The sequence below is a fragment of the Leptothermofonsia sp. ETS-13 genome (genome assembly GCF_049200465.1).
In the GTDB taxonomy this organism is placed as follows: domain Bacteria; phylum Cyanobacteriota; class Cyanobacteriia; order Leptolyngbyales; family Leptolyngbyaceae; genus Leptothermofonsia.
This window is the reverse complement of record NZ_CP120836.1, coordinates 5405431-5430707: the sequence shown is the minus strand read 5'-3', so window position 1 is coordinate 5430707 and position 25277 is coordinate 5405431. Positions and strand designations below refer to the sequence as shown.

23 protein-coding genes and 1 pseudogene are annotated in these 25277 nt (G+C 51.3%); 15 read left to right on the top strand and 9 right to left on the bottom strand.

From position 1 onward, the window contains the following. Nucleotides 1–15 precede the first annotated feature (15 nt). The 6 genes from P4D80_RS24725 (at nt 16) to P4D80_RS24700 (ending at nt 6097) form a co-directional block, all read left to right on the top strand. A complete protein-coding gene (locus P4D80_RS24725; RefSeq protein WP_421656704.1) occupies nt 16–1590 on the top strand; it encodes a photosystem II high light acclimation radical SAM protein in 1575 nt (524 codons plus the stop codon). Nucleotides 1591–1701: 111 nt separating this feature from the next. Next, complete coding sequence (locus P4D80_RS24720; protein ID WP_421656703.1) at nt 1702–2487, top strand: alpha/beta hydrolase; 786 nt, start codon at nt 1702–1704, stop codon at nt 2485–2487. Between the two features lie 102 nt (nt 2488–2589). Further along, nucleotides 2590–2823, top strand: a complete 234-nt coding sequence (locus tag P4D80_RS24715; RefSeq protein ID WP_421656702.1) for a hypothetical protein — start codon at nt 2590–2592, stop codon at nt 2821–2823. Between the two features lie 294 nt (nt 2824–3117). Beyond that, complete coding sequence (locus tag P4D80_RS24710; protein ID WP_421656701.1) at nt 3118–4557, top strand: DICT sensory domain-containing protein; 1440 nt, start codon at nt 3118–3120, stop codon at nt 4555–4557. A gap of 122 nt (nt 4558–4679) precedes the next feature. Further along, the gene (locus P4D80_RS24705; RefSeq protein WP_421656700.1) at nt 4680–5315 is read left to right on the top strand and encodes a pentapeptide repeat-containing protein; all 636 of its coding nucleotides are present in this window, start codon (nt 4680–4682) and stop codon (nt 5313–5315) included. Between the two features lie 32 nt (nt 5316–5347). After that, a complete protein-coding gene (locus P4D80_RS24700; RefSeq protein WP_421656699.1) occupies nt 5348–6097 on the top strand; it encodes an ATP-binding cassette domain-containing protein in 750 nt (249 codons plus the stop codon). Between the two features lie 187 nt (nt 6098–6284). Here the strand turns inward: P4D80_RS24700 and P4D80_RS24695 are convergent, their stop codons facing one another. The 9 genes from P4D80_RS24695 to P4D80_RS24655 all read right to left on the bottom strand — a co-directional run bounded on the left by P4D80_RS24695 (nt 6285) and on the right by P4D80_RS24655 (nt 13849). Beyond that, nucleotides 6285–7796 (bottom strand): hypothetical protein, encoded by a 1512-nt coding sequence (locus P4D80_RS24695; RefSeq protein ID WP_421656698.1) that lies wholly within the window; start codon nt 7794–7796, stop codon nt 6285–6287. A gap of 64 nt (nt 7797–7860) precedes the next feature. Next, the gene (locus tag P4D80_RS24690) at nt 7861–8373 is read right to left on the bottom strand and encodes a hypothetical protein (protein WP_421656697.1); all 513 of its coding nucleotides are present in this window, start codon (nt 8371–8373) and stop codon (nt 7861–7863) included. Between the two features lie 165 nt (nt 8374–8538). Further along, complete coding sequence (locus P4D80_RS24685; RefSeq protein WP_421656696.1) at nt 8539–9345, bottom strand: DEAD/DEAH box helicase family protein; 807 nt, start codon at nt 9343–9345, stop codon at nt 8539–8541. Nucleotides 9346–9457: 112 nt separating this feature from the next. Further along, on the bottom strand, nt 9458–10039 hold the full coding sequence (locus P4D80_RS24680; protein WP_421656695.1) for a Uma2 family endonuclease: 582 nt from the start codon (nt 10037–10039) through the stop codon (nt 9458–9460). Between the two features lie 80 nt (nt 10040–10119). After that, nucleotides 10120–10305, bottom strand: a complete 186-nt coding sequence (locus P4D80_RS24675; protein ID WP_421656694.1) for a DUF2283 domain-containing protein — start codon at nt 10303–10305, stop codon at nt 10120–10122. Continuing rightward, nucleotides 10290–10601, bottom strand: a complete 312-nt coding sequence (locus tag P4D80_RS24670; protein ID WP_421656693.1) for a hypothetical protein — start codon at nt 10599–10601, stop codon at nt 10290–10292. The genes P4D80_RS24675 and P4D80_RS24670 overlap by 16 nt, the downstream gene beginning before the upstream one ends. Before the next feature lie 4 nt (nt 10602–10605). Beyond that, complete coding sequence (locus P4D80_RS24665; RefSeq protein ID WP_421656692.1) at nt 10606–11976, bottom strand: DNA methyltransferase; 1371 nt, start codon at nt 11974–11976, stop codon at nt 10606–10608. Further along, entirely contained in the window at nt 11973–12380 is a 408-nt protein-coding gene (locus P4D80_RS24660; RefSeq protein WP_421656691.1) for a DNA methyltransferase, read from the bottom strand. The genes P4D80_RS24665 and P4D80_RS24660 overlap by 4 nt, the downstream gene beginning before the upstream one ends. Nucleotides 12381–12532: 152 nt before the next feature. Next, nucleotides 12533–13849: a HEAT repeat domain-containing protein gene (locus P4D80_RS24655; RefSeq protein ID WP_421656690.1), complete on the bottom strand. Its 1317-nt coding sequence runs from the start codon at nt 13847–13849 to the stop codon at nt 12533–12535. Between the two features lie 447 nt (nt 13850–14296). On the opposite strand from P4D80_RS24655, the gene P4D80_RS24650 reads away from it, so the two are divergent. From P4D80_RS24650 to P4D80_RS24610, 9 genes and pseudogenes are all read left to right on the top strand, one after another. Beyond that, the gene (locus P4D80_RS24650) at nt 14297–14431 is read left to right on the top strand and encodes a hypothetical protein (protein ID WP_421656689.1); all 135 of its coding nucleotides are present in this window, start codon (nt 14297–14299) and stop codon (nt 14429–14431) included. A gap of 55 nt (nt 14432–14486) precedes the next feature. Continuing rightward, entirely contained in the window at nt 14487–14690 is a 204-nt protein-coding gene (locus P4D80_RS24645) for a globin domain-containing protein (protein ID WP_421656688.1), read from the top strand. A 397-nt stretch (nt 14691–15087) separates the two neighbouring features. Continuing rightward, the gene (locus P4D80_RS24640; protein WP_421656687.1) at nt 15088–17034 is read left to right on the top strand and encodes a ferredoxin--nitrite reductase; all 1947 of its coding nucleotides are present in this window, start codon (nt 15088–15090) and stop codon (nt 17032–17034) included. A 182-nt stretch (nt 17035–17216) separates the two neighbouring features. Continuing rightward, the gene (locus P4D80_RS24635) at nt 17217–18533 is read left to right on the top strand and encodes a CmpA/NrtA family ABC transporter substrate-binding protein (protein WP_421656686.1); all 1317 of its coding nucleotides are present in this window, start codon (nt 17217–17219) and stop codon (nt 18531–18533) included. Nucleotides 18534–18635: 102 nt separating this feature from the next. Beyond that, nucleotides 18636–19469: a nitrate ABC transporter permease gene (gene ntrB / locus P4D80_RS24630; protein ID WP_421656685.1), complete on the top strand. Its 834-nt coding sequence runs from the start codon at nt 18636–18638 to the stop codon at nt 19467–19469. A 190-nt stretch (nt 19470–19659) separates the two neighbouring features. Then, complete coding sequence (locus P4D80_RS24625) at nt 19660–21666, top strand: nitrate ABC transporter ATP-binding protein (RefSeq protein ID WP_421656684.1); 2007 nt, start codon at nt 19660–19662, stop codon at nt 21664–21666. A 119-nt stretch (nt 21667–21785) separates the two neighbouring features. Beyond that, on the top strand, nt 21786–22613 hold the full coding sequence (locus P4D80_RS24620) for a nitrate ABC transporter ATP-binding protein (RefSeq protein WP_421656683.1): 828 nt from the start codon (nt 21786–21788) through the stop codon (nt 22611–22613). 14 nt (nt 22614–22627) lie between these two features. Continuing rightward, nucleotides 22628–22813 (top strand): annotated as a pseudogene (locus tag P4D80_RS24615) (DUF1830 domain-containing protein); the annotation flags it as partial. A gap of 122 nt (nt 22814–22935) precedes the next feature. Beyond that, nucleotides 22936–25173: a molybdopterin oxidoreductase family protein gene (locus P4D80_RS24610; RefSeq protein WP_421656682.1), complete on the top strand. Its 2238-nt coding sequence runs from the start codon at nt 22936–22938 to the stop codon at nt 25171–25173. Nucleotides 25174–25277 lie beyond the last annotated feature (104 nt).

The window sequence follows — 25277 nt, the reverse complement described above, 5'->3', positions numbered from 1 at the left end:
GTGGGAGTAGGACCCGTGGCTAACCGAATTCTCTACGTTCGTCTCCCTTGCAACCCCATTTTTCCGATTGGTGTTGTTTATTTGGCAGACCATGTTCATAAGGTATTTCCCACTGTCGAGCAGCGCATTTTTGACCTGGGTACGGTGCCGCCTCTGGACTATGCATCTGCATTGGATGCCTGTATTGATGAGTTTCGCCCAACCTTGTTAATCTTCTCCTGGCGGGATATCCAAATCTACGCTCCGGTGGGTGGACGGGGAGGAAATCCACTTCAACATACATTTGAATTTTTCTACGCCCGTAATCCGCTGGTGAAATTGCGGGGTGCATTGGGGCTGCTGCGAGTCGCTAAGGGCTACTATGGGGAACTTTGGCGCAACCTTGGTTTGATTAAGCGAGGTATGAAGCGGGCGAAGCGATATAACCCCGATGTGTGTTCGGTTGTTGGCGGGGGAGCGGTTAGTGTCTTTTATGAGCAGTTGGGAAAGAGCCTGCCCGCAGGAACCATTATTTCGGTTGGAGAAGGGGAAGCGCTTTTAGAAAAGCTTTTGCAAGGGAAGAATTTTCTGGATGAGCGGTGCTATATCGTGGGACAAACGAAGCCGCGCGATCGCATGATCCACGAAACACCAACTCCCATTGAAAAAACAGCCTGCAACTACGATTACATCGAAGCCATCTGGCCAGAATTTGACTATTACCTGCAAGCCCAGGATTTCTACGTTGGGGTTCAAACCAAGCGCGGCTGTCCCCACAATTGTTGCTACTGCATCTACACCGTGATTGAGGGTAAACAGGTACGGGTTAATCCCGCGGATGAGGTGGTTGCCGAAATGCGCCAGCTTTACGATCGGGGCGTTCGTAACTTCTGGTTTACCGATGCTCAACTGATTCCGGCTCGTAAGTATATGGATGACGTGGTGGAGTTGCTGCAAAAGATCCTGGACGCTGGCATGGACGATATTCACTGGGCCGCCTACATCCGGGCAGACAATCTCACGCCAGAGATGTGTGACCTGATGGTCAGAACGGGTATGAATTACTTTGAAATCGGGATTACCAGTGGTTCCCAGGAGCTGGTTCGCAAGATGCGGATGGGGTATAACCTGCGTACCGTGCTGCAAAACTGCCAGGATCTCAAAGCGGCTGGCTTCAATGACCTGGTTTCTGTCAACTATTCCTTTAACGTTATTGACGAAACCTTCGATACCATTCGCCAAACCATCGCCTACCACCGGGAACTGGAACACATTTTTGGAGCTGATAAGGTTGAACCAGCCATATTCTTTATTGGTCTGCAACCCCACACCCATCTGGAAAAATACGCCTTTGACCAGAATATTCTCAAGCCAGGGTATGACCCGATGAACATTACCCCCTGGACTGTGAACAAACTTCTGTGGAACCCGGAACCGCTTGGGTCCTTCTTCGGTGAGGTCTGCCTGCAAGCCTGGAGACAGAACCCAAATGACTTTGGGCGCGAGGTGATGAATATTCTGGAGCAGCGGTTAGGACGGGCGGATTTGGAAGAGGCGCTGTCAGCTCCAATTGCGGAACCGAAAGCCAGAGAGTTAACGGCTGTTTCCTGAATGCAGTAGCAGGAAGTGAATCTATACTGGGGCGATCGCAACTAATCGCGATCGTCTTCGTGTTTCCTGAAACGCCCCCTTCACGAAAACACCTACTCAATCAGAGGCAATATGGGTCACATTCACATCCTGCGCGACTTCTACTCTCCCGTTGAGAGAACCAACCGCACGATTCGCATTTATACCCCCGACGCTTACGACCACAACCCCGACCAGCGGTTTCCAGTCCTGTACATGTTTGATGGACAGAATGTTTTTGCCCATCCCGAATCCGCCGTCTACGATACCTGGTGCGCCAACTGGGCGATGGATAAACTCGCCTCCGAAGGCCGCATTCCTCCCTGGATTATCGTAGCGATTGACCATACGAGCGATCGCTTCACCGAATACTCGCCCTGGATCGGTGGACGCGCTGAACACACGGCTAAATTCCTGGTAGACAGCCTCAAACCCTACATCGACAAAACCTACCGCACTCGCCCAGAACAGCCGTGGACGGGCGTGATGGGAGCCAGCATGGGCGGCCTGATTACCCTTTACATTGGCAAAACCTATCCTCACATTTTTGGGCGTATTGGTAGCCTCTCTGCAACCCTAATGTGGGGCAGAGGCTTGTTTGGTAGAGGGCAGATGTTTGGACTGTGGGACCGCAAGACAGACTACTGGTCAAAGATTTATATCTACGTGGGTGGCGGCGAACAGTACTCCTTCAATGGCATCTGGTTGGATTACCCCCCCATTAATCGCGACTTTTACGAACACCTGAAAAAGCTTGGCTACCGCGATCACGAACTACACTTTGAACTGGCGGAAGGTGAGCCCCACCACGAAACCGCATGGCAGCGGCAATTACCTGATATCATGCGCTGGCTGCTGGAAGATGCTCAGGGAGTTTAGTTGATAAGCTGAGGGCGATCGCTCTGGTCTGCAATCGCCCCTATAGCCATTGAAATACTTTAAACCAGTAGGAGAGGCCCAGTTTTATCCCATTCGACTCCCATGGTCAAAATTCCTTCTCAGCGTTGGCAGTTCCGCCCCTGGAAAATGGCGATCGCCTCAACCGTTAACGAGTTCGAGCGTCGTTACAACACGATGCTAAACCTGAAAAAAGCCGAACTGATCGAAGGAATTGTCTACATACCCACGGCCTTAAGATTCAAAAGTCACGGCGAACCACAGGGTTTGCAACCCTTCAAAATCTGCTTGGCAGACTACTCGTGTTGCAAACACTAAATTTTGCAACATGGGAGTTTGGGGGCTCCGCCCTCAAGCAGGGGTGGAACCCTGCACCCCCCAAAAAACTTTCGTTTTGCCGTACTAGGTAGCCATTGTGAACGACAACAGCACCACGAATGGAAAAAGGGAGTCAGGAGAATCGAGGGGTTTATTTTCCAAGTCAGTGGGATGCTATCTCTCCCATTGCAAATCTCCCACTTCCAGAAATTAGCTGGTAAACTTCTGTTAAGAAGATGAGGAGAGTAAACCGCTCATCCTCTAAGTGCAGCTTTAAACGCCAGATTTATTTCCATGTTAGAAGGCTCGATACTTTATCTGTTAAAAACGGCCCATCAACCCGGTCAGATTGGCAAGCGATCACTCAATTTTGGCGTTTATTACAAAAACACACTGGTTGCCCTTTGCCATGCGTTAGAGGATTGTATCCTGACGGCGGGCAGCAAGCCGCTGGTAGTTACAGCCTTTCAACGAGGCAAATGGTATTTGCAAGAAGCTGATCGCTATGCTGACCTGGCAGAGAAATCAGAACATGTGGTAATCATGGCGGCACCGGATGCGGGTTTTGCAGAGCATCCCACCAGCCAGCGAGCCAATGTCACTCTGGTCAACTTAGAACCCTCCGATCCGGTTGCGCAGGAATGGCACCTGATGATTCTGGCTCCCACCTATTCAGCCATGGTGCTGTGTCAGGAGCTTTCAGCGGAAGATTACGGCAAAAACGGATTGCCAGAGCATGATTTAGAACGGAAGTTTTACGGATTCTGGACCTTTGAAGCGAACTTGGTGCAGGAGACAGTGGAACTGGCGATCGCCCACGTTCGCCGCTACGACCCCTCTCTGGCAGAGGCGCTCACGGCTCAAGTGCAGGCAATTGTTTCCGCCCAAACCCATGAACGAGACGATTTGGGAGCCGTTGTTTCCCGTGTTGTGAGTTACCTTCAGGCAGGGCAGGCAGACCTGAACCATATAAATCAAAGCGATCGTCCTCTCGTACATCAAGACATTCTGGACAGCAACCTGCTATCAAACGAAGTACAGGCATTTCTGCGGATGGCACAATTGACTGATCAGGCAGATGAAGTCAATCCCAATGCTGCAGCAGAAGTGGCAGCCCTGGCAGAAGCCATGGGTCAACTGCTCGATCTCCCCTCCTGGCAATTGAATCGATTGAAACTGGCAGGTTTGTTGCACCGCCTGGCTCCTTTGCAGCGCACAGAAACCATTCTCGGCCCAGGCGGGTTTCGCTATTCCGAAGATGCCAGTATTGCCCCCAGTTGCCCCCTAATACCGGGAGCACAGGTAGTACGAACTATGCCACGCATGAGGGCGATCGCTACCATCATCACCCACCAAACGGAACACTGGGATGGCAGCGGACAACCCGCCGGACTTGCCGGAGATGATATTCCATTGGAATCCCGCATTTTAGGGTTGGTAACGGAATTTCAGAAACGAGTTGCGTTCCTGCAAACCGAAACTCGCAACCGGGGAGAATCGCTCACAACAGCGGAATGTATGGCAAAAGCACTGGCTGAGTGTCAGCAAGAACAGAGCAAACGTTGGGATCCAAAACTGGTGGATACACTGTCCCTTCTAGTTTGCGGCTTGCAGCAAGGGCTGAGCCTGTCTGTCAACATGCCCAAAATTTCAGCCGGACTCTGGTTGCTCGATTCTCACTGTGGAGATGATTTGTTTGGAAAAGATTTGGAGGAATTCGAAGCCAGGGGCTAAGAGGATTGTAGTTGTTAGTAGAAGGGTGAGTGAGTAGAGAGGTGATGGAGAATCCCCCTATTCCCCCCTACTCTATTGCCCGTCACCTTTGCTAGAACTCAAAACTCAAATTCAATCTGTCTATGAATCTCAAAACCACCGATTCCATTGCCGCTAAACTTCTTCCCGGTGCAGATTTGGAAGACGAAGACTTGTCAGGACAAAACCTCCAGGGGGTGAATCTGGCTGGTGCGAAGCTGACTGGGGCAAACCTGAGCCGGGCGGTACTGAGTGGGGCATCGCTGGAAGGGGCGAATTTGATTGGTTCACAACTGATGGGGGCCGATCTGCGAGCCAGTTTGATGGGGGCCAACCTAATGCAGGCTGATTTAACCGAAGCCGATCTGCGGGGAGGCAATTTGCGGGGTGCGAATTTGATGCGATCGCGCCTCAGCAAAGCCACTTTTGCCGGAGCATTTCTCAGCGGCGCAAATTTAATGGGAGTGAACTTGCAGGGGGTTGATTTGCGGGGTACTGACTTGCGCGGTGCCAACCTGAGCAATGCCAACCTGCACGGTGCCAATTTGCGGCAGGCAGACCTTCAGGGCGCATTGCTCAACGAAGCCAATCTGGAAGAAGCCGATTTGCAAGGAGCTAACTTAGCCGGAGCTAATCTGGCAGGAGCAAACTTGCTGTGTGCCGAGTTAGAGAATGTCAATTTTAACGGGGCAAACTTCACTGGAGCCTGTGTGGTAGGAACCGTTTTGGATAAAGGATAATGCATTCATAGTTTATAAATGGAAATTCTCAGGTGAGGAGTGGTGCGATCGCCGTTCAGTTCGATCAGGTTGGGTTTGCCATTCAAGGGCGAACCCTGCTTTCTGAACTGAACTTCACCATTCCCAAAGGAGAATTTTTAGTGCTTCTGGGACGCAGTGGCTCTGGCAAAACCACAACCATGAAGCTAATTAACCAGCTCATCCTACCAACGAGTGGTGAAGTTCAGGTTCAGGGAAAAGCAACCATAGATTGGGATCCCATTCAACTCAGACGACAAATCGGTTACGTCATTCAAGAGATTGGGTTATTTCCCCATTTCACCATCGAACGCAACGTAGGTTTGGTGCCTGCCCTGGAAGGATGGAAACCACTACAACTCAAGTCACGGGCCCAGGAATTGTTACATCTAGTGGGGTTAGATCCTGCCCAGTTTGCGAATCGCTATCCCCACCAGCTTTCTGGAGGGCAGCGGCAGCGAGTGGGGGTTGCCCGTGCTCTGGCCGCGGATCCGCCCATTCTGCTGATGGATGAACCATTTGGTGCCCTCGACCCCATTACCCGCCTGGATCTGCAACAGGAGTTCAAACGATTACAGCAGGAATTGGGCAAGACAGTGGTGTTCGTGACCCATGACATTCAGGAAGCATTTGTGCTGGCATCCCGCATCGGCCTGATGTGTGAGGGCAAACTGGTATTTCTGGGTACATCGGAGGAGTTTTTGAACTCCACCCATCCAGAAGCTCAAACTTTTCTAAAAACCCTGCAAACGAGGCTCTCCTGAGAGTTCAGTGATATAGCTCTATGCGGGTGCGTTAGGACGTTGGAATTAGAGAGGGAGTGGGGGCGAAGCCCCCAGCCAGGGGTGGAACCCCTGCACCCCGTCCTAACCATAATGACTACCGCTATAACCTTTTAGCGGTCGGCTCCATCGATTTGTTGTTTTGCTTGACAAGCACATTTTGTTTCGTTTACTTTCCAATCATGTGCAATGCCTCTATCCAAATCTTGAGTTCCTGCTTAGCCAGGTTTTTATCAGTCAACTCCTGTTCCTGGTGGGCAATATAGGTGTTTCGAAAGTCATTGATGCGAGTCACGGTTTCTAAAAGCTTGCGCCCGCCCTGAAATCGCAACTGAGTCTTTAAGGCTTGAAACACACCGCCGATTTTCGTGGTGTCATTGAGAGCATAGTCTAAACACGATCGCAGCAAGCCAATGAGCGACAAGCCATTATTGAATACCAACGTCCGTTTCAGATTTTGTGCCAATTTGCGGTAGTAGTCCTCTGATTTACGGTCAACGCCACCCAGACAAGGATCAAACCAGGCTTTTTGGTCATCTACGGTGGCAGGCATCTCTGATTGCAGTCGCCGTATTAACAAGCCTTTTGCAACTTCATCAATTGAACCGAGTAGCGCGGTGAAAACAGAAGCATAATTCATGCCCTCTTTGTTCTCGAAGAAACGATAGAGCATAACGGCTTGATCAGCGGCACGACGATAGCGAGAAGGCAGAGCATTGAGAATTGCTGGATCAATCAGGCTCTCGACAGCAGAGGTTTCTTCATCCATTTGCCCCAAATTTACAAACAGAGGCAAGTCTTGAAATTCCTCAGCTTGGAGCAGGTTTTGCAGGGCTGGGGCACAGGCGTGAGCCAATTCAGCAACGGTATCGCCTGCCATGCGCTCAAACACCCCTTGGGGAATGTAGAGATAGTGCCATTGAATGCCCTCCCCCCCAGCCTCTCGTCCCTCTTCTCTCGCTCTGGGAGAAGGGGTTAGGGAATGAGGGCTCGAAGCAGCTTCACACCAGGCGATCGCCGCTTTGGCTTTCAACGGCACATCCCGATCTTCTCGCCCCTTAGTTTCGATCAGGTAGTAGTGACCATCAATCGTGCGGACAAAGAAATCAGGCGTGTAAAAGGCAAGGCGATCGCCATGAGTCAGGTAATCAATGCGCAAACACTGCGGCCCAGCATTCTTAGCAAAGGCAGCGACATCAGGGGCGCGATCGCAAAACCTCGCCACTGCCACCTCTAATTCGCGATTACACGTCACCAGATTGAAGAGAGTCTTTGCCGCTTCTAAAGCAGGACAGCGTTCGCTGAGGGTGACTTGAAAGGGTTTCCAGTCCTTAAGGGATTTAGGTGGTTCAACCATTAACCGTTCTTCGGTAGTAATGGTGCGGCCGCGAATCAGGGGGACAAACACAGCCCGCAGGTGTTCGCCTACATCGGAGTCGGCTAACCGAGCCACTAAAGCCGGATCGAACAAGGTAGTTTTCTGTTCAAACAGTATCTCTTCCAGGAAGGTCTGAATTAGGGGGGCGAGGATGGGATGGAGTCCCCGCAGTTTACAAATCGTTTCCAATTGCTTGACGTAGTAGGAAACTGCGCCAATGCCTGACTCTAGCAGTGGCAAACTCAACTGCATTTTTTCGACGACTTCTCCCGTAAACAAGTGTCGTCCCTCATACTCAATCATGTGATTCCCCTCACCCCCAGCCCCTCTCTCATGTGGGGAGAGGGGAGCCGAACCGCTGTCTGGGTCATAGTCTGCTCCCTCTTCTCCCGCTCTGGGAGAGGGGGGGTGGGGGGATGAGGGCGGCAACGGCAAGGGTTTGTAAGGTTGGAACGCTTTTTTCACATCCTGAATCGTCAAGCCTTCCAGCTTGGGCACAATGCGAAATCCCGCAGACAGGGTGGGAATCTGGATGTTCAGGGCATTCACATTCATACCGCGCCGCCTTGCCCTGTCCGACTTTCTTCAACCTGCCCTTGAGGTTGGTGTGCAAGTTAATGGTTTTGCCGTTGAGTTGCTCAAACAGTGGGTCGGTATTGAGGCGTTGAGTAATTTGATCCGCTGCATCGGTGTCATGGCACATGATGAACAGCAGGGCCTTTTTGCCGCTCGCTGACCATTCATCCCGACTGGCTTTCCAGCGTTCGTAGCCCAACAGGAGATGCTGTTCCCAGCGATAGGCGGCGTTGTCATCGGCTTGTTCGACTAAATTGCGGCTGGCTTGTCCAATCAGGGGTGTTTTGACAATGCCTGCATCCACCGCTTCTCCCAGGGGCGTATCGCAGACGATGTGCTTGAACAGTAGTCCTCTGTTGTCCTTAGGTGTAGCGGAAAAATCCAGTTACGCCACTAGCTTGTAACCACTCCGAGCCAGAATCGTTTCATGGAGGGTGCGGATGGCTTCGTTCCAGGCAGAGCCGGAATCTCAGACGTGGTGGGCTTCGTCGTTGAGTACCATAACCCGACGGTGGGCGGTGATGCGATCGCGCAATGCCGCCCCAGTATCTAGGGCTTTGGATTTTGAGACAGCCGGCCCCATCCAGGCGTAGGTCTCTTCCTCGGCGTTCTTTTTGCGCTTGGCGGGATCGTAGAGGCGGTGAATATTGGTGAGGTAAAGCGTTCCGCCCGTAGCAGCACCGCTCGCCTCATCCTGTAGCACCACCGACAGATTCCAGTCACCGCGCCATTCGGGAGGAATCAGCGGGTCGTCATCAAACACGCGCCCATTGCCAAAGTCGTCTTTCAAGCGTTCGTAGACCGTCAGGTTAGGAGCAATGACGACAAAATGCCGCGCCATTTCGGAATCGGATTCCCGCAGAGCATGGAAGTAGCTCCAGACGATGCACAGGCTCATGACCTTCGTTTTGCCTGCCCCCGTTGCCAGTTTGAAAGCATAGCGGCTCCAGGCATCTTCGTCTTCAGTGATACCCAAGGCTTGCAATTCCGCATTCGCACCGCCAAACTCAGCAATGATTTGGGATAGGCACTCAATCCGCCGCACCTCCTTGAGGTAGATCAGAGTTTCGATCGCTTCTCGCTGGCAGAAGTAATAACGAAACTCAAATTCTTCACCATCGGGGGTGGTTTTGCGATGAGCGCGGTTGAACCAGTGGTTGAGGAGTTGAATGGTGGTGTCGCTGGCTCCAATGTAAAACGCTTCTCGCCACTCCCGCACCGCTACCCGTAGATTATTGACCACCTCGATTGGCGAGGCTCTGCGTCCCTGTTTCACCACAGCGGGGTCGCCGGATTTTTCTGCCTGGACGCGATGGGCGTTGGGTTCTTGCCAAGGGGCAAAAGGGGTTCGAGAAGGGTGGGATTGAGAGTGGAGGAGGTCATGAAAGTTAGAATGAGAGCTTTTGGAATAGATCAGCCACGGGGAACGTAAATCCGGGAATCACCTCTTCTCCATCCAGAGAATCAACAGATTTCAGCAGGCGGTCGGGTTCTTGGGCACAGCGGTAGACGAGGACATAGTGTTCGCTAGGGTGAATAATCCAGGCTAGACGAGTACCATTCTCGAAGTATTCCACCAATTTGTCGTGAATTTCCTCTACGGTATTACCGGGAGAGAGTACTTCAACCGCCAGATCGGGCGCACCCTCTAAAAATCCTGTGGGCAGTTCGGTCAATCCTTGCAAACGTTCTTTAGCAAAGAAAGAAATATTAGGGGAACGGCGATCGCCATTTTTCATCTTGAAGGCAGTGCTGGAGTCTAAAATAACCCCAAGCTTTTTAGGCAAGACATAGCTGGCTAAGGCTGCTGCTAGCAAGATACAGACATAGCCATGCAATGCTCCTAAATTTCCCATGTCAATCAATTCCCCGTTCACGATCTCATAGCGATGCCCATCGTTGGGCAATGCCATAAACTCTTCGTCTGTCCAAAGCTTTTTATCTGTTTTTAGCTCAATTGCTGTAGACACGAATTACCTCCTTAATACGAACTTGTCGCATGGTGTGATCTCCTAAGCCGCATTTCCTTTTCCTGAAAGCAACTCAGCCATCATGGTTTTGATTTGGCAAGCTGACTAACCGCCAGAATGGAGAAGCCGAGCAGGTTGCCTTCTAAATCCACTCGCTCCATAAGGGCATCGTTTTCGGTTTCCCGCATATAGCCCGGAGCATCCGAGAAAACCACCTCTAGAAAATCGGCTTCCGGGTCAAACCAAACCTTTACTCGCTCTGCCATAGGGTTTCTCCTCTTTTCGATTTATCAGTGAAATACGCGGTGACAACAAAGGCATCATCGGGGAGATATTTCACCACCACACAAAGCCATCTATACCCAATCGCCGTTTGGGTATAGAACTGATAAAGCAGTGCTACGCTTTCATCACTGCGAGACTGATGTACCAATTTTGGCTGCTTCAGGGTGTCAGCAGTTTGAGCTTCCATGCCGACCATCTCAGGGTGGTCGAGAATATGCGCTAACCATTCTTCGGTCAAACGCACTTCTCGGTTCTGATAGTCAAGCAGGATAGGCATTGAGCTACACCTCCACCTCTAGGGTAATTGAGGTATCGCAGCCGAAGGTATCAACGACTTTGACGCAGGCGGTGTATTTGCCCGGAGCGGGGTAGATGTAGCCGGCATCGCTGATGGTTTTGAGGGAGCGATCTTTGCGGGTGCGGTAGTCTTGCCAGTCGTGGGTGAAGGGTTTGCCCGGTTGCCAGTTGAAATCTACGGCCCAAAAGTCAATAAAGTCAAAGCCGCTTTTAATCGCCCGTTCTTTAATCGCTTCCAGTTCTTTGGTGGGCACTTCGGCGAGGAAGGGGAGGAATTTGGTGAGTTTGATGTCCACTGCCCGGAGTCCCTCACCCCCAGCCCCTCTCCCAGAAGGGGAGAGGGGAGAAACAGCCTCTTGTCCCCCTTCTCCCTGCTTGGGAGAAGGGGTTAGGGGATGAGGGCTACGATACACCACCTCCGCTTCCAACACTGCTACTTCCAAAAAGGGCGGCGGCGACTTGCGGTTTTTCTCCATGATTTCGCGGGGAATCTGCACCAGCTTCAGCTTCACGCCCAACTCCTGCACCAAGGCATTCACCAGCAGATGCAAATCCATCTCAAACTCCCAGGCGAGGCAATAGCACTCGCGCCCGCCCGCCTGTGCCGTCGCCCGCGCCACCAGTTTCGCTTCTTCGCGGGTAAATATAGAGTCGATGCCATCCACATGACAAAAGGCCCCCGCTTTGCGCCCATGCAACAGGGGCGAGGGCGGATTGGTCAGCACTTCGGCCTTGAAAAACTCCAGAATCACCCGCCGATGTTCCTCATCCGCCCCCTGCAACCGATCCTTTTGCCACCACTGCCGCTCATAGCGCCCCAGGTTATAGACATCAAAAGCGCGATAGGGCTTGCCCTCACGGTGCAGCTTGCGCTGAAGCTCAATCATCCGCTTGCGGGAGGTGTGGATGGCAAACCGCCCCAAGTCACACATAATCCACCTGCGCCCCAAGCGCTCCGCCACCGCCCCCGTTGTCCCCGATCCACAGAATGTATCCATGACTAAATCGCCTTCGTTGGAGGAGGCTTGGATAATGCGTTCTAAGAGTGCTTCGGGTTTTTGAGTAGCATACAAGGTATCTTCAATTGCTTGTGAGTTTACAGGGGCAATATCCGTCCAGATATTATCAATTACTACCCCTTTCCCCTCATGAAGATAGTTTTTTATTCTAGGCTTAGCATTGGGGTTATCAGGGAAACGAACTCTATCTTCAGCAATCAACTGATTTAACCGTTCCTGAGAATAGGTTCCAATATTATCCCAGTAATAAACTCCTCTTTCATCCTTTTGAGTAAATCGTTTTTTATACTCCTCTGAATAAGGTTGATATTGAGGCTCATACTTGCTCCCACTCATTCGATAAATACATCATCAACAAATAGCCACTTATTTGATTTTGCTTTTCGCCCGCTTTGCATTCTCTTCCAAACAATCTGACACATAAAACAATCACGCCCAAAAACGTCGTCTGCTAAAGATTTCAAGTAATGGAGCATTCTGGCATCACAATGAATGTATACGCTCCCTTCGGGATGAATCATCTCTTTGATAAGAACAAATCTTTCCGACATCATATGCAGATAAGAATCTGTTCCTTTACCCCACATATCTCGATAAGCAACCATTTCTAAAGTGGATTGATCTTTTCCAATTTCTTCTTTTTCATCTCCAATCTGAACCTGCATTGAAAAATCCGCACCCACATCAAAGGTTGGGTCAATATAAATCAGATCCACCTTGCCCTTAAACTCTTGCAACAACCCTCACCTCCGGCCCTTCTCCCAGAACGGGAGAGGGGAGAAGCAGCCTCTTGTTTCCCTAGCATGGTCACAGGTAAAGAAACACCCCGTTACCTATCACTCCTTCACCCCTTACTGAACTAACCACTAACCACTGCCTTTTACCTATCCACTCATCCACCCATTTCCCCTTTCCACTCCTGCAACGCGATCGCGACTCCCCGTTTCATTGCTTCGGATAAGTTGTTTTGCCGGGCAAGGGTTTTCAGGTGTTGCAGGGAGGTTTGAAAATCAAGGGATTTAAGGGCCGCGATCGCGTGTAGTTGAACTCCGATATCCTCGTCTGCCAGCAGTTGAGACAGGGGCTCAATTGCCACCAGTTGTCCTAAATGCCCAAGACTGAGGGCGATTGTTTGTTTAATTTTGGGATGAGTGGTGATGGGGTGGGTGGAATTCACCAGGTTGATCAGAATGGCCGCTGCATGAGGTTTAAGGTTCGGGTTTGACCAGCGACCCAGAATCGTCACCATCTCCTGAAACACTTCCACGGGGGTGTGTGATGGGTCTAAGGTGATTAGCGACTGTTGCAGGCATTCCAGAGCTTTTTCAGTTTCAGCCCAGCCCAGTGCCCGGATCGTCTCAATCTGGAGGGGAAGGGGCGTGTGGGGAGAAGTCAGCACCCGGAATAAGCGGTCAATGGCCGCGTCTGTGCCAATTCGTCCAAGGGCGATCGCCGTCTGCTGGCAAACGTCTAAGTTCAAATCCCATAAGCGATCAGACAGGGGGGAAACCAGATCCAGTTCGTTGATCAGATCCGAACGAACTCCTAGACTAGCAACGGCATTTCGCCGGACGATGGCGGCAGGATCGGTGAGCGCTTGTAACAGCAGCGGTGGAATGCGGGGATCATGAAAACTACCCAGGGCATCGATCGCCATTGCCCGAATCCCCGGTTGAGGGTCATTAACCACGCTTAACAGGGGCGCAATCGTTTCGGAGCGGCGAATTTGAGAAAGAGACTGGACTGCCAGAAAGCGAGTATCTTCGTTGGCCAGCAGAGAGGTGAGGGCGCAGATCGCCGAAGCACCTAAATTTGCCAAAGCTTCGGCTGCTATCATACTCAGTTCTTCGTCCTCCGCATTTTGCAAAATGGCAATCAATGCCTGGACGGTGTCAGGGTTATCAAACTCACCCAAAATTCGGGCAGCAAACCAGCGGCTTTCCAGATCCGCTTCGTCATCTTGCAACAAATCAATCAGGGGAGCGATCGCCGCTTCCCCCAATGCCGGAAATACTTTGGCAACATCCCATCGGGCTTGAAAATCGCCCGTTTCCAAAACCATAAGCGCCAGTGCCAGCCCTTGTCTGGTGTCCGCTTCCAACAACGGAACATTGGGTTCTGTCAATAACCACTGCTGCAAAAACTGGCTGAGTCGCAACCAGTCGCCCTGTTGTGCTGCTTTCTGAGCCTGCTCTAAAAAATTTGACATTGTGAATACAGACTCGATGACATTGTGAATACAGACTCAATTAGTTAACCTGCCTAACCTGACAAGAAACAGTCTTCGCCCAAATTTAGCAGAGGTAGGTGACAGGTGACAGGCAAAATTTCAAGCTTCAGTTATCTTCAATGTCTCTAAAGCACCCATTGCCAATCGTCTCGGTTGTCCTAGTTGTCCTAATTATTACTATCTGATACCGTCATTCCATTACTCCTTCTGGCTCCTGGCTTCTTACCCCTCACCTCTCTTTGAACAACGAACAACCCAACCACTCACAACTAACCCTCACCTCACCTCTCGCACCTTACCCCCTCACTTCCCTTGAACCCTGCCCTCTGCACTATCAGTTTTCCGATTCGACCAATTTATGGAGCAACTTAACGATGTCTCTCAATGTTGAACTTTTAGAACAAAGTTTCGAGCAAATCAAACCCGATGCAAACGAGTTTGTATCCACTTTCTACACTACTCTTTTTTGAAAATTATCCCGATGCTGCACTCCTATTTGCCAACACCGACATGGCAGGGCAAAAGAAAAAGTTGCTGAATGCCTTAGTGTTGGTGATTTAGAACCTGCGGAAGCCAGAGGTGCTGACCTCTGCTCTGAAGGGACTGGGAGCACAGCATGTTCAGTACGGAGCATTCCCGAACATTACCCGAACATTACCCACTGGTGGGTATCACCCTGATCAAAACATTTGAATTCTATCTGGGAAAGGACTGGACACCTGAAGTCCAACAAGCCTGGGCTGATGCCTACGATGCTATTGCCGCCCTGATGCTGGAAGGAGCCAGCTACTCAGAAGACACCGTCAAACTAACTCTGTAAAAGGACTAACTCTGTAAAAAGTTTAAAGCAATGGGGGAGCGACTGCTTATCCCATTGAACTCGCTGGCTATCGCACAAAAAACGCACAAAAATCCCTAAAAGGCTTGGAGTAGTGGAGTGGGCGACTGCAAATGCCAGCAGATTCAACGCAATCCCACTAAAAACTGATGCTATCAACAGCAACTTCATGCTTGAACCGCATCAGAATTATGCAAAAACTTCATATTTAGAAATAATTTGTAACGAGAGATACGAATTCAACCGCTCTATCCGCTTACCTTAACTTCAACGACTCACTGAGAGAACAGTTTCAACGGGAAGCGAAATATTTCTTAATCAGTTCGCAGAAACAAGGACCAATACTGACCCGCTCAGCTTTAGAGAAAAAGGGAAATCTATGACGAGCACAGTCCCAGCGGCAGCCAGTCAGAATAAGTTTGAAAAGTTTAAGGCAGAAAAAGATGGTTTAGTTGTTAAGGCAGAACTGGAGCACTTCGCCCAAATTGGTTGGGAAGCGATGGATGAAACCGATCGCGACCATCGCCTCAAATGGATGGGGCTTTTCTTCCGCCAGTCTACCCCTGGCAAGTTCATGCTCCGGATGCGTATTCCCAATGGGGTGCTGACCAGCGGGCAAATGCGAGTTCTGGCAGAAGTGGTGCAGCGATACGGCGAAGACGGCGTGGCAGATATCACTACCCGGCAAAACATTCAGCTACGGGGTGTGCGGATTGAGGATGTGCCGGATATTTTCCGTCGATTTGAAGGGGCCGGGTTGACCAGTATTCAATCTGGGATGGATAACGTCCGCAACATTACTGGCTCTCCCGTAGCAGGCATTGATGCGGATGAGTTGATTGACACCCGTGGTCTGTGCCGTAAAGTGCAGGACATGATTACCAATAACGGGGAGGGAAATCCCTCGTTTACCAACCTGCCGCGCAAATTCAACATTGCGATTGCCGGTTGCCGCGACAACTCTGTCCATGCTGAAATCAACGACATTGCCTTCATTCCCGCCTACAAAAACGGCAACCTGGGCTTCAATGTACTGGTGGGTGGGTTCTTTTCTGCCAAGCGGTGTGAAGCTGCCATTCCCCTCGATGCCTGGGTAAACCCCCGCGATGTGGTCGCTCTGTGCGAAGCAATTCTCATCGTTTACCGCAATCACGGCCTGCGAGCCAATCGTCAGAAAGCTCGTCTTATGTGGTTGATTGACGAGTGGGGCATTGAGAAGTTTCGGGCAGAGGTGGAAAAGCAACTGGGCTTTCCCCTGCAAACCGCCGCCGCCAAGGATGAGATTTTGTGGAATAAACGTGACCACATTGGTGTTCATGCCCAAAAGCAACCGAGTTTGAACTATGTAGGTTTGCACGTCCCCGTCGGTCGCCTCTATGCCCAGGACATGTTTGACCTGGCTAGACTGGCAGAGGTCTATGGCAGTGGTGAACTGCGACTGACGGTTGAGCAAAACGTGATTATTCCCGATGTGCCCGATTCTCGCATTGCCCCATTGCTGAAGGAACCGCTTTTAGAACGGTTCTCGGTTAACCCCAGCCCCCTGGAACGAGCATTAGTCTCCTGCACGGGCAATCAGTTTTGCAACTTCGCCCTGATTGAAACCAAAAATCGCGCCCTTGCCCTGATGCAAGAACTGGATGCGGAACTCTATTGTCCCAATTCTGTGCGGATTCACTGGACGGGTTGCCCCAACTCCTGTGGTCAACCCCAGGTCGCTGACATCGGTTTGATGGGAACCAAAGTCCGCAAGGACGGGCAAACCGTGGAAGGGGTTGATATTTATACGGGTGGCAAGGTCGGCAAACATGCCCAACTTGGCACCTGCACGATGAAAGGGATTCCCTGCGATGACCTGAAGCCCATTCTGCGCCAGATGCTGATCCAGGACTTTGGCGCGAAGGAGCGGGCAGAGATGCCACCAGAGTTGATGGTTCAGCGATCGCAGCTAATTGTTGAAACAACCGATCTCAAGAAGACAAACAGTTCGGCAACAGCTCAAGTCGCCGTGGCTACTCCACCCCCCGTAACTGCCGCCCCGCCACCTGCCGTCTCAGCCCCTCCAGCAACGGTTTGTTTCGCCAACTCTGGCAAGGAAGTTGCTTGCACAGAAGCAGACCTCATCCTGGAAGTAGCGGAGCAATCTGGAGTGGCCATTGAAAGCAGTTGCCGGTCAGGCACCTGTGGCACCTGCAAACACAAACTTCTGGAAGGCAACGTGAAATACGAGGGAGATCCCAATGCTCTCGATGACCAGGAGTGCGCCGAGGGATACATCCTCACCTGTATTGCTCACCCGGTTGGTCGAGTGCTGATTGATGCCTAGTGTTGCAAACACTAAATTTTGCAACATGGGGGTTTGGGGGCTTCGCCCCTAACCAGGGGTTCCACCCCTGCCCCCCAATCAAACTTTCGTTTTGCTGTACTGGTTCGCTGGCACCCGCTTCCACAACCGATGCTCAAGCAGAAATCAACATTTCCATTACTTGAAGATCAGGAAACTTAGTTATGTCACAACTATCGAGACGGAAGTTTATCATCACAGCCAGTGCAACCGCTGCTGGCACTTTGTTCGCCCATGGGTGCAGTTCTCCTCAATCTGCATCAAATGGTTCAAACTCACCTACTGCTGCTCCAGCCGCGAACGTGAGTTCAGCCGATGCACCGGAAGTGACCAGTGCAAAGCTAGGATTTATCGCTCTAACGGATGCGTCGCCCTTGATTATTGCGAAGGAAAAGGGCTTTTTTGCAAAGTATGGCATGAAGGATGTTGAGGTGCTGAAACAGGCTTCCTGGGGGGCCACACGAGATAATATCGTATTGGGTTCTGAGGGGGGTGGAATCGATGGCGCGCACATTCTGACCCCAATGCCCTATTTGATATCAACAGGCAAAGTAACAGATGGCAAAAAAGTGCCAATGTATATCCTGGCAAGATTGAATTTGAATGGTCAGGGAATTCAGCTTTCAAATACTTATCGGGATTTGAAAGTTGATACAGACAGTTCTCCCCTGGAGGATGCTTTTTCAAAAGCCAAAGCTAATAAAGAAGTCAAGGTTGCTATGACCTTTCCAGGAGGCACCCATGATTTGTGGATTCGCTACTGGTTAGCCGCGGGAGGCATTGATCCTGACAAGGATGTCTCAACAATTGTCGTTCCACCGCCACAAATGGTTGCCAATGTTAAAACAGGTACGATGGAAGCTTTCTGCGTTGGAGAGCCATGGCCTCTGCAAACGGTGAACCAGGATGTTGGCTACAACGCACTGACGACTGGAGAACTCTGGCAAAACCATCCTGAAAAAGCCTTTGCGATGCGAGCAGATTGGGTCGATAAGTATCCGAAGGCAGCAAAAGCACTACTGATGGCGGTACAGGAAGCCCAGATTTGGTGCGACAAGGATGAGAACAAAGAGGAAATGTGCAAAATCGTTTCTAAGCGTGAGTGGTTCAAGGTTCCCTTCAAAGACATTATTGACCGCTCCATGGGGAAGTACAACATGGGGGTTCGTCAGTTTGAAAGCAAGGAGTTGATGCAAAAATACTGGCGTGATAATGCCTCCTATCCCTACAAGAGTCACGATCTATGGTTCTTGACGGAAGACATTCGCTGGGGTTACCTGCCTCCTGACACCGATACGAAGAAACTGGTAGATGCGGTCAACCGGGAAGATCTCTGGAAGGAAGCAGCCAAAGTGATTGGTCAGGAGGCCATGATTCCAGCCAGTACTTCTCGTGGGGTTGAAACCTTCTTCGATGGGGTCAAGTTTGACCCGGAGAAGCCGGAAGAGTATTTGAAGGACCTCAAGATTAAGAAAGTTTAGCTATTGATGAAGCACGGGATCAGGAGTTCATGGTTTTCTCTTGTTCCCCAATTCTCTCCTTTGCCTTACATCTGTTCACCTAATCTATCTCAAAGGGCTTCTATGGCTGTCAGTTCCTCTAGGCTTCCTCGCCAATTTCTCGCAAATCTGTTACCAGGTCTGAAGAAGAATGTCAGAAAGGTCACGATTTCAGCGATCGCAATTCTGGTTTTGCTAGGAATCTGGCAGATTCTATGTTCAGGTCCCAATCCTCCGATTCCTGCGCCAATCACGGTTTTGCAAGATACGTGGGAATTGATTGTCGATCCTTTCTTTGATAATGGTGGCACTGACAAAGGTTTGTTCTGGCACCTTGCAGCCAGTTTGCAGCGGGTTGCAATTGGATTTACGCTAGCAGCGATTATGGGCGTCTTATTGGGAATTTTGATTGGCACGAATGCTCTGATTTATGATGCGCTGGATTTTGTGTTTCAAGTGCTGCGGACGGTGCCTCCCCTGGCCTGGTTACCCCTTTCCCTGGCCCTGTTTCGCGATAACCAGCCTTCTGCAATTTTTGTCATTTTTATTACTGCCATCTGGCCAGTCATTATTAATACAGCCGTTGGAGTACAGCAGGTGCCTCAGGATTATCGTAACGTCGCTCGCGTCTTGCGGCTTTCGCGGGTTGAATATTTCTTCAACATTCTGTTACCGGCAACCGTTCCCTATGTATTTACTGGTTTACGAATTGGAATCGGTCTTTCCTGGCTGGCAATTGTGGCCGCAGAAATGTTGATTGGTGGTGTTGGAATTGGTTTCTTTATCTGGGATGCATGGAATAGCTCACTGATTAGCGAAATTATTCTGGCATTGATTTATGTCGGTATTGTTGGTTTCATTCTGGACAAATTGATTGCATCAATTGCCAGGTTTGTCATGCCAGAAGAAAGCCGGTAATCGGTTTAACCTCAGAAATCAAGTGCGGAAAATGCATAGTCTGACTGGATAGACCTCAAGAGGTAATGATGAGCGGCACTAGCCGCCATCATTTCAAACTGAAAAATCATTATGATTTGGGCACTCCCGTCTGACTGACTGAATAGCAAATTAATTGAATTGCGTGCCAACCCATTCCTCCTCAGAACTTATGTCAGCTTTTGTAGATATTGACCACGTTGATAAGGTTTTTCCACTTTCCGGTGGAAGATATTACGTTGCCCTGAAAGGGATTGACCTGACGATTCAGCAGGGTGAGTTCGTTAGTTTGATTGGTCACTCCGGATGTGGCAAATCGACGTTGCTGAATATGATTGCAGGGCTTGAACGCCCATCGCAGGGTGGGGTCGTTCTGGAAGGGCGGGAAGTAAGCCGTCCGGGTCCTGATCGGATGGTGGTATTTCAGAACTACTCATTGCTGCCCTGGTTTACTGTTCATCAAAACATCTCGCTGGCGGTGAATCGAGTTTTTAAGCGGTTGCCAAAGGGCGAACGACGTGGAATTGTTGAGCATCACATTGATTTAGTCGGACTGCGCCATGCTGCTCACAAAAAACCCGCGGAACTGTCCGGTGGGATGAAACAGCGGGTAGCGATCGCCCGTGCCCTGGCCATTCGCCCCAAAGTGTTACTGCTGGATGAACCGTTTGGTGCACTGGATGCCCTCACCCGTGGCAATTTGCAGGAGCAGTTGATGACCATCTGTGAGGAAAGCCAGATGACCTGTGTCATGGTGACTCACGATGTGGATGAGGCATTGCTGCTTTCAGACCGAGTGGTGATGATGACCAATGGTCCGGAGGCCCACATTGGGCAAATTCTGGAAGTCCCCATTCCCCGCCCGCGGCACCGGATGGAAGTGGTGAACCACCCCAGCTACTATGCACTGCGAAGTGAAATTGTTTACTTCCTGAACCAGCAAAAGCGCGAGAAGAAGCGAAAGAGTGTCCAGAAGGTGGCGATCGCTCGTCACAGCCTGGAGAAAATCAACCTGGATATTGGCTTTGTCCCCCTTACCGACTGCGCTCCGCTGGTGGTTGCCAAGGAGAAGGGCTTCTTTGTCAGGCATGGACTGGAAGAGGTGAACCTTTGCCGCGAACCAAGTTGGAAAGCGATCGCTGAAGGAGTTGCAACCAGTCGCCTGGATGGAGCCATGATGGTGGCCGGAATGCCCCTGGCAATGACATTAGGCTTTGGCAACAATGTTCCCTTACCGATGACGACGGCGATCGTCCTCAGCCGGAACGGCAATGCCATTACCCTGGATGACCATCTGTATGAAGCAGGCGTGCGAAATCTGGATGACCTGAAGGCGGCGATCGATCACGCTCCTGATAAAGTCCATACCCTGGGAGTCGTGCATCCGACCTCCATGCACAACCTGATGCTGCGCTACTGGCTAGCAACCAGCAGCATCGACCCCGACCAGGACGTCAGTCTGGCAGTCATTCCCCCGGCTCAGATGGTTGCCAACCTGATTGCGGATAATATCGACGGCTACTGTGCCGGTGAACCCTGGAACTCCCGTGCCGTTCACGAAAACCTGGGCTTTGTAATTGCAACCGATCTGGATATCTGGCCAGGACACCCCGAAAAGGTGTTGGGTGTACGGGAAGAGTGGGCCAACGAATATCCTGAGACCCATCTCGCCCTCGTCAAGGCCCTCCTGGAAGCCTGTGAATACTGCGACGATCGCCGTAACCGCGAAGAGATCCTGGAACTGTTATGCCAGCCCCAGTACGTGGGTTCCGCACCCGAATATACCCGCCCTGGCTTTATCGACCCCTACACCTACGTCAACGGAGAAGAACCCAGAATGCTGCTCCGGTTCAACCAGTTCTACGTTGACCAAACCAACTGTCCGCGTCAGGCTGAAAGCCTCTGGATTTTGACCCAACTGGCCCGCTGGGGCATCACCCCCTTCCCTAGAAACTGGGTCGAAGTGCTGGAACGCACCCACCGACTCGACATTTATCGGGAAGCCACCCGCCAGCTTGGTTTACCCACCGCTGAACCTGATCGCACCCCCTTCCACCTCTTCGATGGCAAAATCTTCAAACCCGATGACCCCATCGGTTACCTCAACAGTTTCGAAATCCATCGACCGATCAAAATCGAAGAAATTATCCTCGATGTCAACGAAAAAGCCAACGTTTAATCCACTACAAAGTTCTGAGTTCTGAACCTTTAAACTGGGAATTCAAACTTAAATTGAGAACTCAAACCTCAAACCTCAAATCTGCCTCCTGACCATCTATCACTTCACACTGGAATTCTATGCAAACTCTCACCAGCCCCAAAACCACTTCCCAAACCCACCATGACTCTTTCCTGGTGATTGACAATGTCACCAAGTCTTACCCCACTCCAAACGGTTCCTATGTTGTTTTGGATGGAATTGATTTGACCGTTTCTGAAGGTGAATTCATTTGTGTCATTGGTCACTCTGGTTGTGGTAAAACCACGTTGTTAGACACGGTTTCGGGCTTCCGCAAACCCACCAGTGGCGAGGTTCGAGTACAGGGTCAGCGAGTCACCCGACCCGGCCCTGATCGCATGGTGGTGTTCCAGAACTACGCTCTGTTGCCCTGGAAAACCGCATTTGAGAATGTTTATATCGCTGTGAATGCAGTCTATCCCCAAAAATCCAGGAAAGAGAAAACTGAGATTGTACGGGAGCACCTGGCAATGGTGGGCTTAGAAGAGGCCATGCACAAAAAACCGGGGCAACTTTCGGGTGGAATGAAGCAGCGGGTTTCCATTGCCCGTGCCCTGTCCATCTATCCCCAGGTGCTGATTTTGGATGAACCGTTTGGTGCCCTGGATGCCATCACCAAAGAAGAACTTCAGGAAGAACTGCTGCAAATCTGGAGCAAGCATCGGGTAACGGTCATGATGATTACCCACGACATTGATGAAGCATTGTTCCTGGCGAATCGGATTGTGATGATGACCAACGGTCCCCACGCGAAAATTGGCGAGATCATGGAGATTCCCTTCCCCCGCCCCCGCAACCGCACCCAGATTATGGAAGACCCGCAATATTACACCCTCCGCAACCATGCGCTCGACTTTCTGTTTAGCCGCTACGCCCTGGCCCATTAAACCCAACAACTGCCATGGTTCAAAGCTTCACCTCGTTACCCAACGATTGGTCTGATCGCATTCTTTGCTATTACGAGAACGCAACCAGCCAGGTTCAGCTTGCCCGCATTGCCAATATTCCCAACTGGCTCTACGAGCGGGTCGTTTTTCCAGGACAGCGGCTTTTGTTTGAAGCGTTGCCGGACGCACTGCTGGAGGTTCATGTCTGTACGCCGAATATGACTTTGCTAGAGTGCATTCCCTGTCCTCAATTACGCGTCAGAGAAACGGTTCAACCATCCTCAGAAGCATCTAACCCTAGCGATTTAATGAATTAAGCGGAATGACAACATCCAGTTCCACCAAAACTCTTTGTCCTTACTGCGGTGTTGGCTGCGGGTTAGAAGTTACCCCTGCAGGCAAGGCATTGGGAGAAGAGGCCGGGGTGAGTCAGTGTCAGGTTCGGGGCGATCGCACCCATCCTTCCAGCCAGGGCATGGTCTGTGTCAAGGGTGCAACGGTGCTGGAATCGCTGGATAAGGACCGGCTCCTATACCCCATGCTGCGGGATTCGCTGGATCAACCCTTTCGGCGGTGCAGTTGGGAGGAGGCACTGGAGCGGGTGTGCGATCGCATCCAGAACGTGCGGGCTGAATATGGAGCCGATGCCCTTTGTATGTACGGTTCCGGGCAATTTCAAACGGAAGAGTACTACGTGGCTCAGAAGCTCATGAAAGGCTGCCTGGGCACAAACAATTTTGATGCCAACTCTCGTCTGTGCATGTCTTCAGCCGTTGCAGGTTATGTCCAGAGTCTTGGTTCCGACGGCCCTCCCTGCTGTTACGACGATCTGGATCTAACTGACTGTGCCTTTTTAATTGGTACTAATACAGCAGAATGTCATCCCATCATCTTTAACCGTCTGCGCAAGCACCACAAGAAAACCCCCAACGTTAAGCTGATTGTGGTCGATCCACGTCGCACAACAACAGCAGAAGCGGCAGACCTGCATCTCGCCATTCGCCCCGGTACCGATATTGACCTGCTAAATGGCATTGCTCACCTGCTGCTGCGTTGGGGGTTGATCGATCAGCCCTTCATTGATGTCCATACCAACGGATTTGAAGCATTTGTTGAAGTTGTTCGCCACTACCCGCCGGAAAGGGTGGCTGAGTGTTGCCAGATTTCAGCAGCAGAGGTGGAAACTGCTGCCCGTTATTGGGGCGAGTCCCAGCGGGTGCTTTCCCTGTGGTCGATGGGAATTAACCAGTCCTCCGAAGGAACCGCTAAGGTACGCAGTATCATCAACCTGCACCTGATGACAGGCATGATTGGTAAACCGGGTGCAGGTCCCTTTTCCCTCACCGGGCAACCCAACGCCATGGGCGGACGAGAAGCGGGGGGGCTTTCCTACCTGCTGCCGGGGTACCGCTCCGTTACTGACCCCCAACACCGAACTGAGGTGGAAAACCATTGGCAGCTTCCCACTGGAACCATTCAACCCACCCCCGGACGTACTGCCTGGGAAATGATTACCGGGCTGGAATCGGGAGATGTCCAGTTTCTCTGGATTGCAGCCACCAATCCCGTGGTTAGCCTGCCCGACCTGGAGCGCACCAAAGCAGCCCTGCGGCGATCGCCCTTTACTGTTTATCAGGACTGCTATTACCCTACAGAAACCTCTGCCTACGCCCATATACTGCTGCCAGCCTCCCAATGGGGCGAAGAAACCGGCACCATGACCAACTCTGAACGGCGAGTCACCCTCTGTCGCAAGTTTCGTAATCCGCCGGGTGAGTCCCGTTCCGATTGGGAAATTTTTGCTGAAGTGGGTCGCCGTCTTGGTTTTACGCAACAATTTGCCTTCCAAACTGCGGCTGACGTATTTGCTGAGTTTGTTCAACTCACCCGTGGACGCCCCTGCGACATGTCTGGCTTAAGCCACGAACGCTTAGTTGCCGAAGGCCCTTTACATTGGCCCTGCCCTATCTCAACCCTCGATTCTGAATCAGAAAACCCGACCATAGAAGAAGGGGAAAGGCAAAAAGGGAAAAACTCCTCCCGCCTCTACACTGATCTTCACTTTCCCACACCTGACGGTCGTGCCCGCTTTGCCGCCCACCACTCCCGTGGACTGGCAGAACCACCGAATGAGGCGTATCCCTTCATCCTGACAACGGGCAGGCTGTATGGGCACTGGCACACCCAGACCCGCACGGGACGGATTCAAAAAACCAGCGAAATGTATGACAGTCCGTTTATTGAAATTCACCCCTGTGATGCTAAGCAGTTGGGAATTCGAGAAGGTGACATGGTTGAGGTGCGATCGCGACGGGGAATGGCTCGCTTTCCGGCAACCGTGACAAAGGCGATCGCACCGGGCACTGTTTTTGTCCCCATGCACTGGGGGGCGATGTGGGCAGACTTTGCCGAAGCCAATGCCCTCACCCATCATCACGCCTGCCCCGACTCCGGCCAACCAGAACTGAAAGCCTGCGCTGTGCAGCTTGCCCCCGTCAAACCCAACGATTCTCAATCACTGCTGCAAACGAGCATGATGACATCTCCAATTTCTGTGTAACGGTGAATTTGTGCGGCAGCAGATCACCTTGAACACTCACAGATCACCTTGAACACTCACTAAATAATACAGCGGTAGTCATTATGGTTAGGACGGGGTGCAGG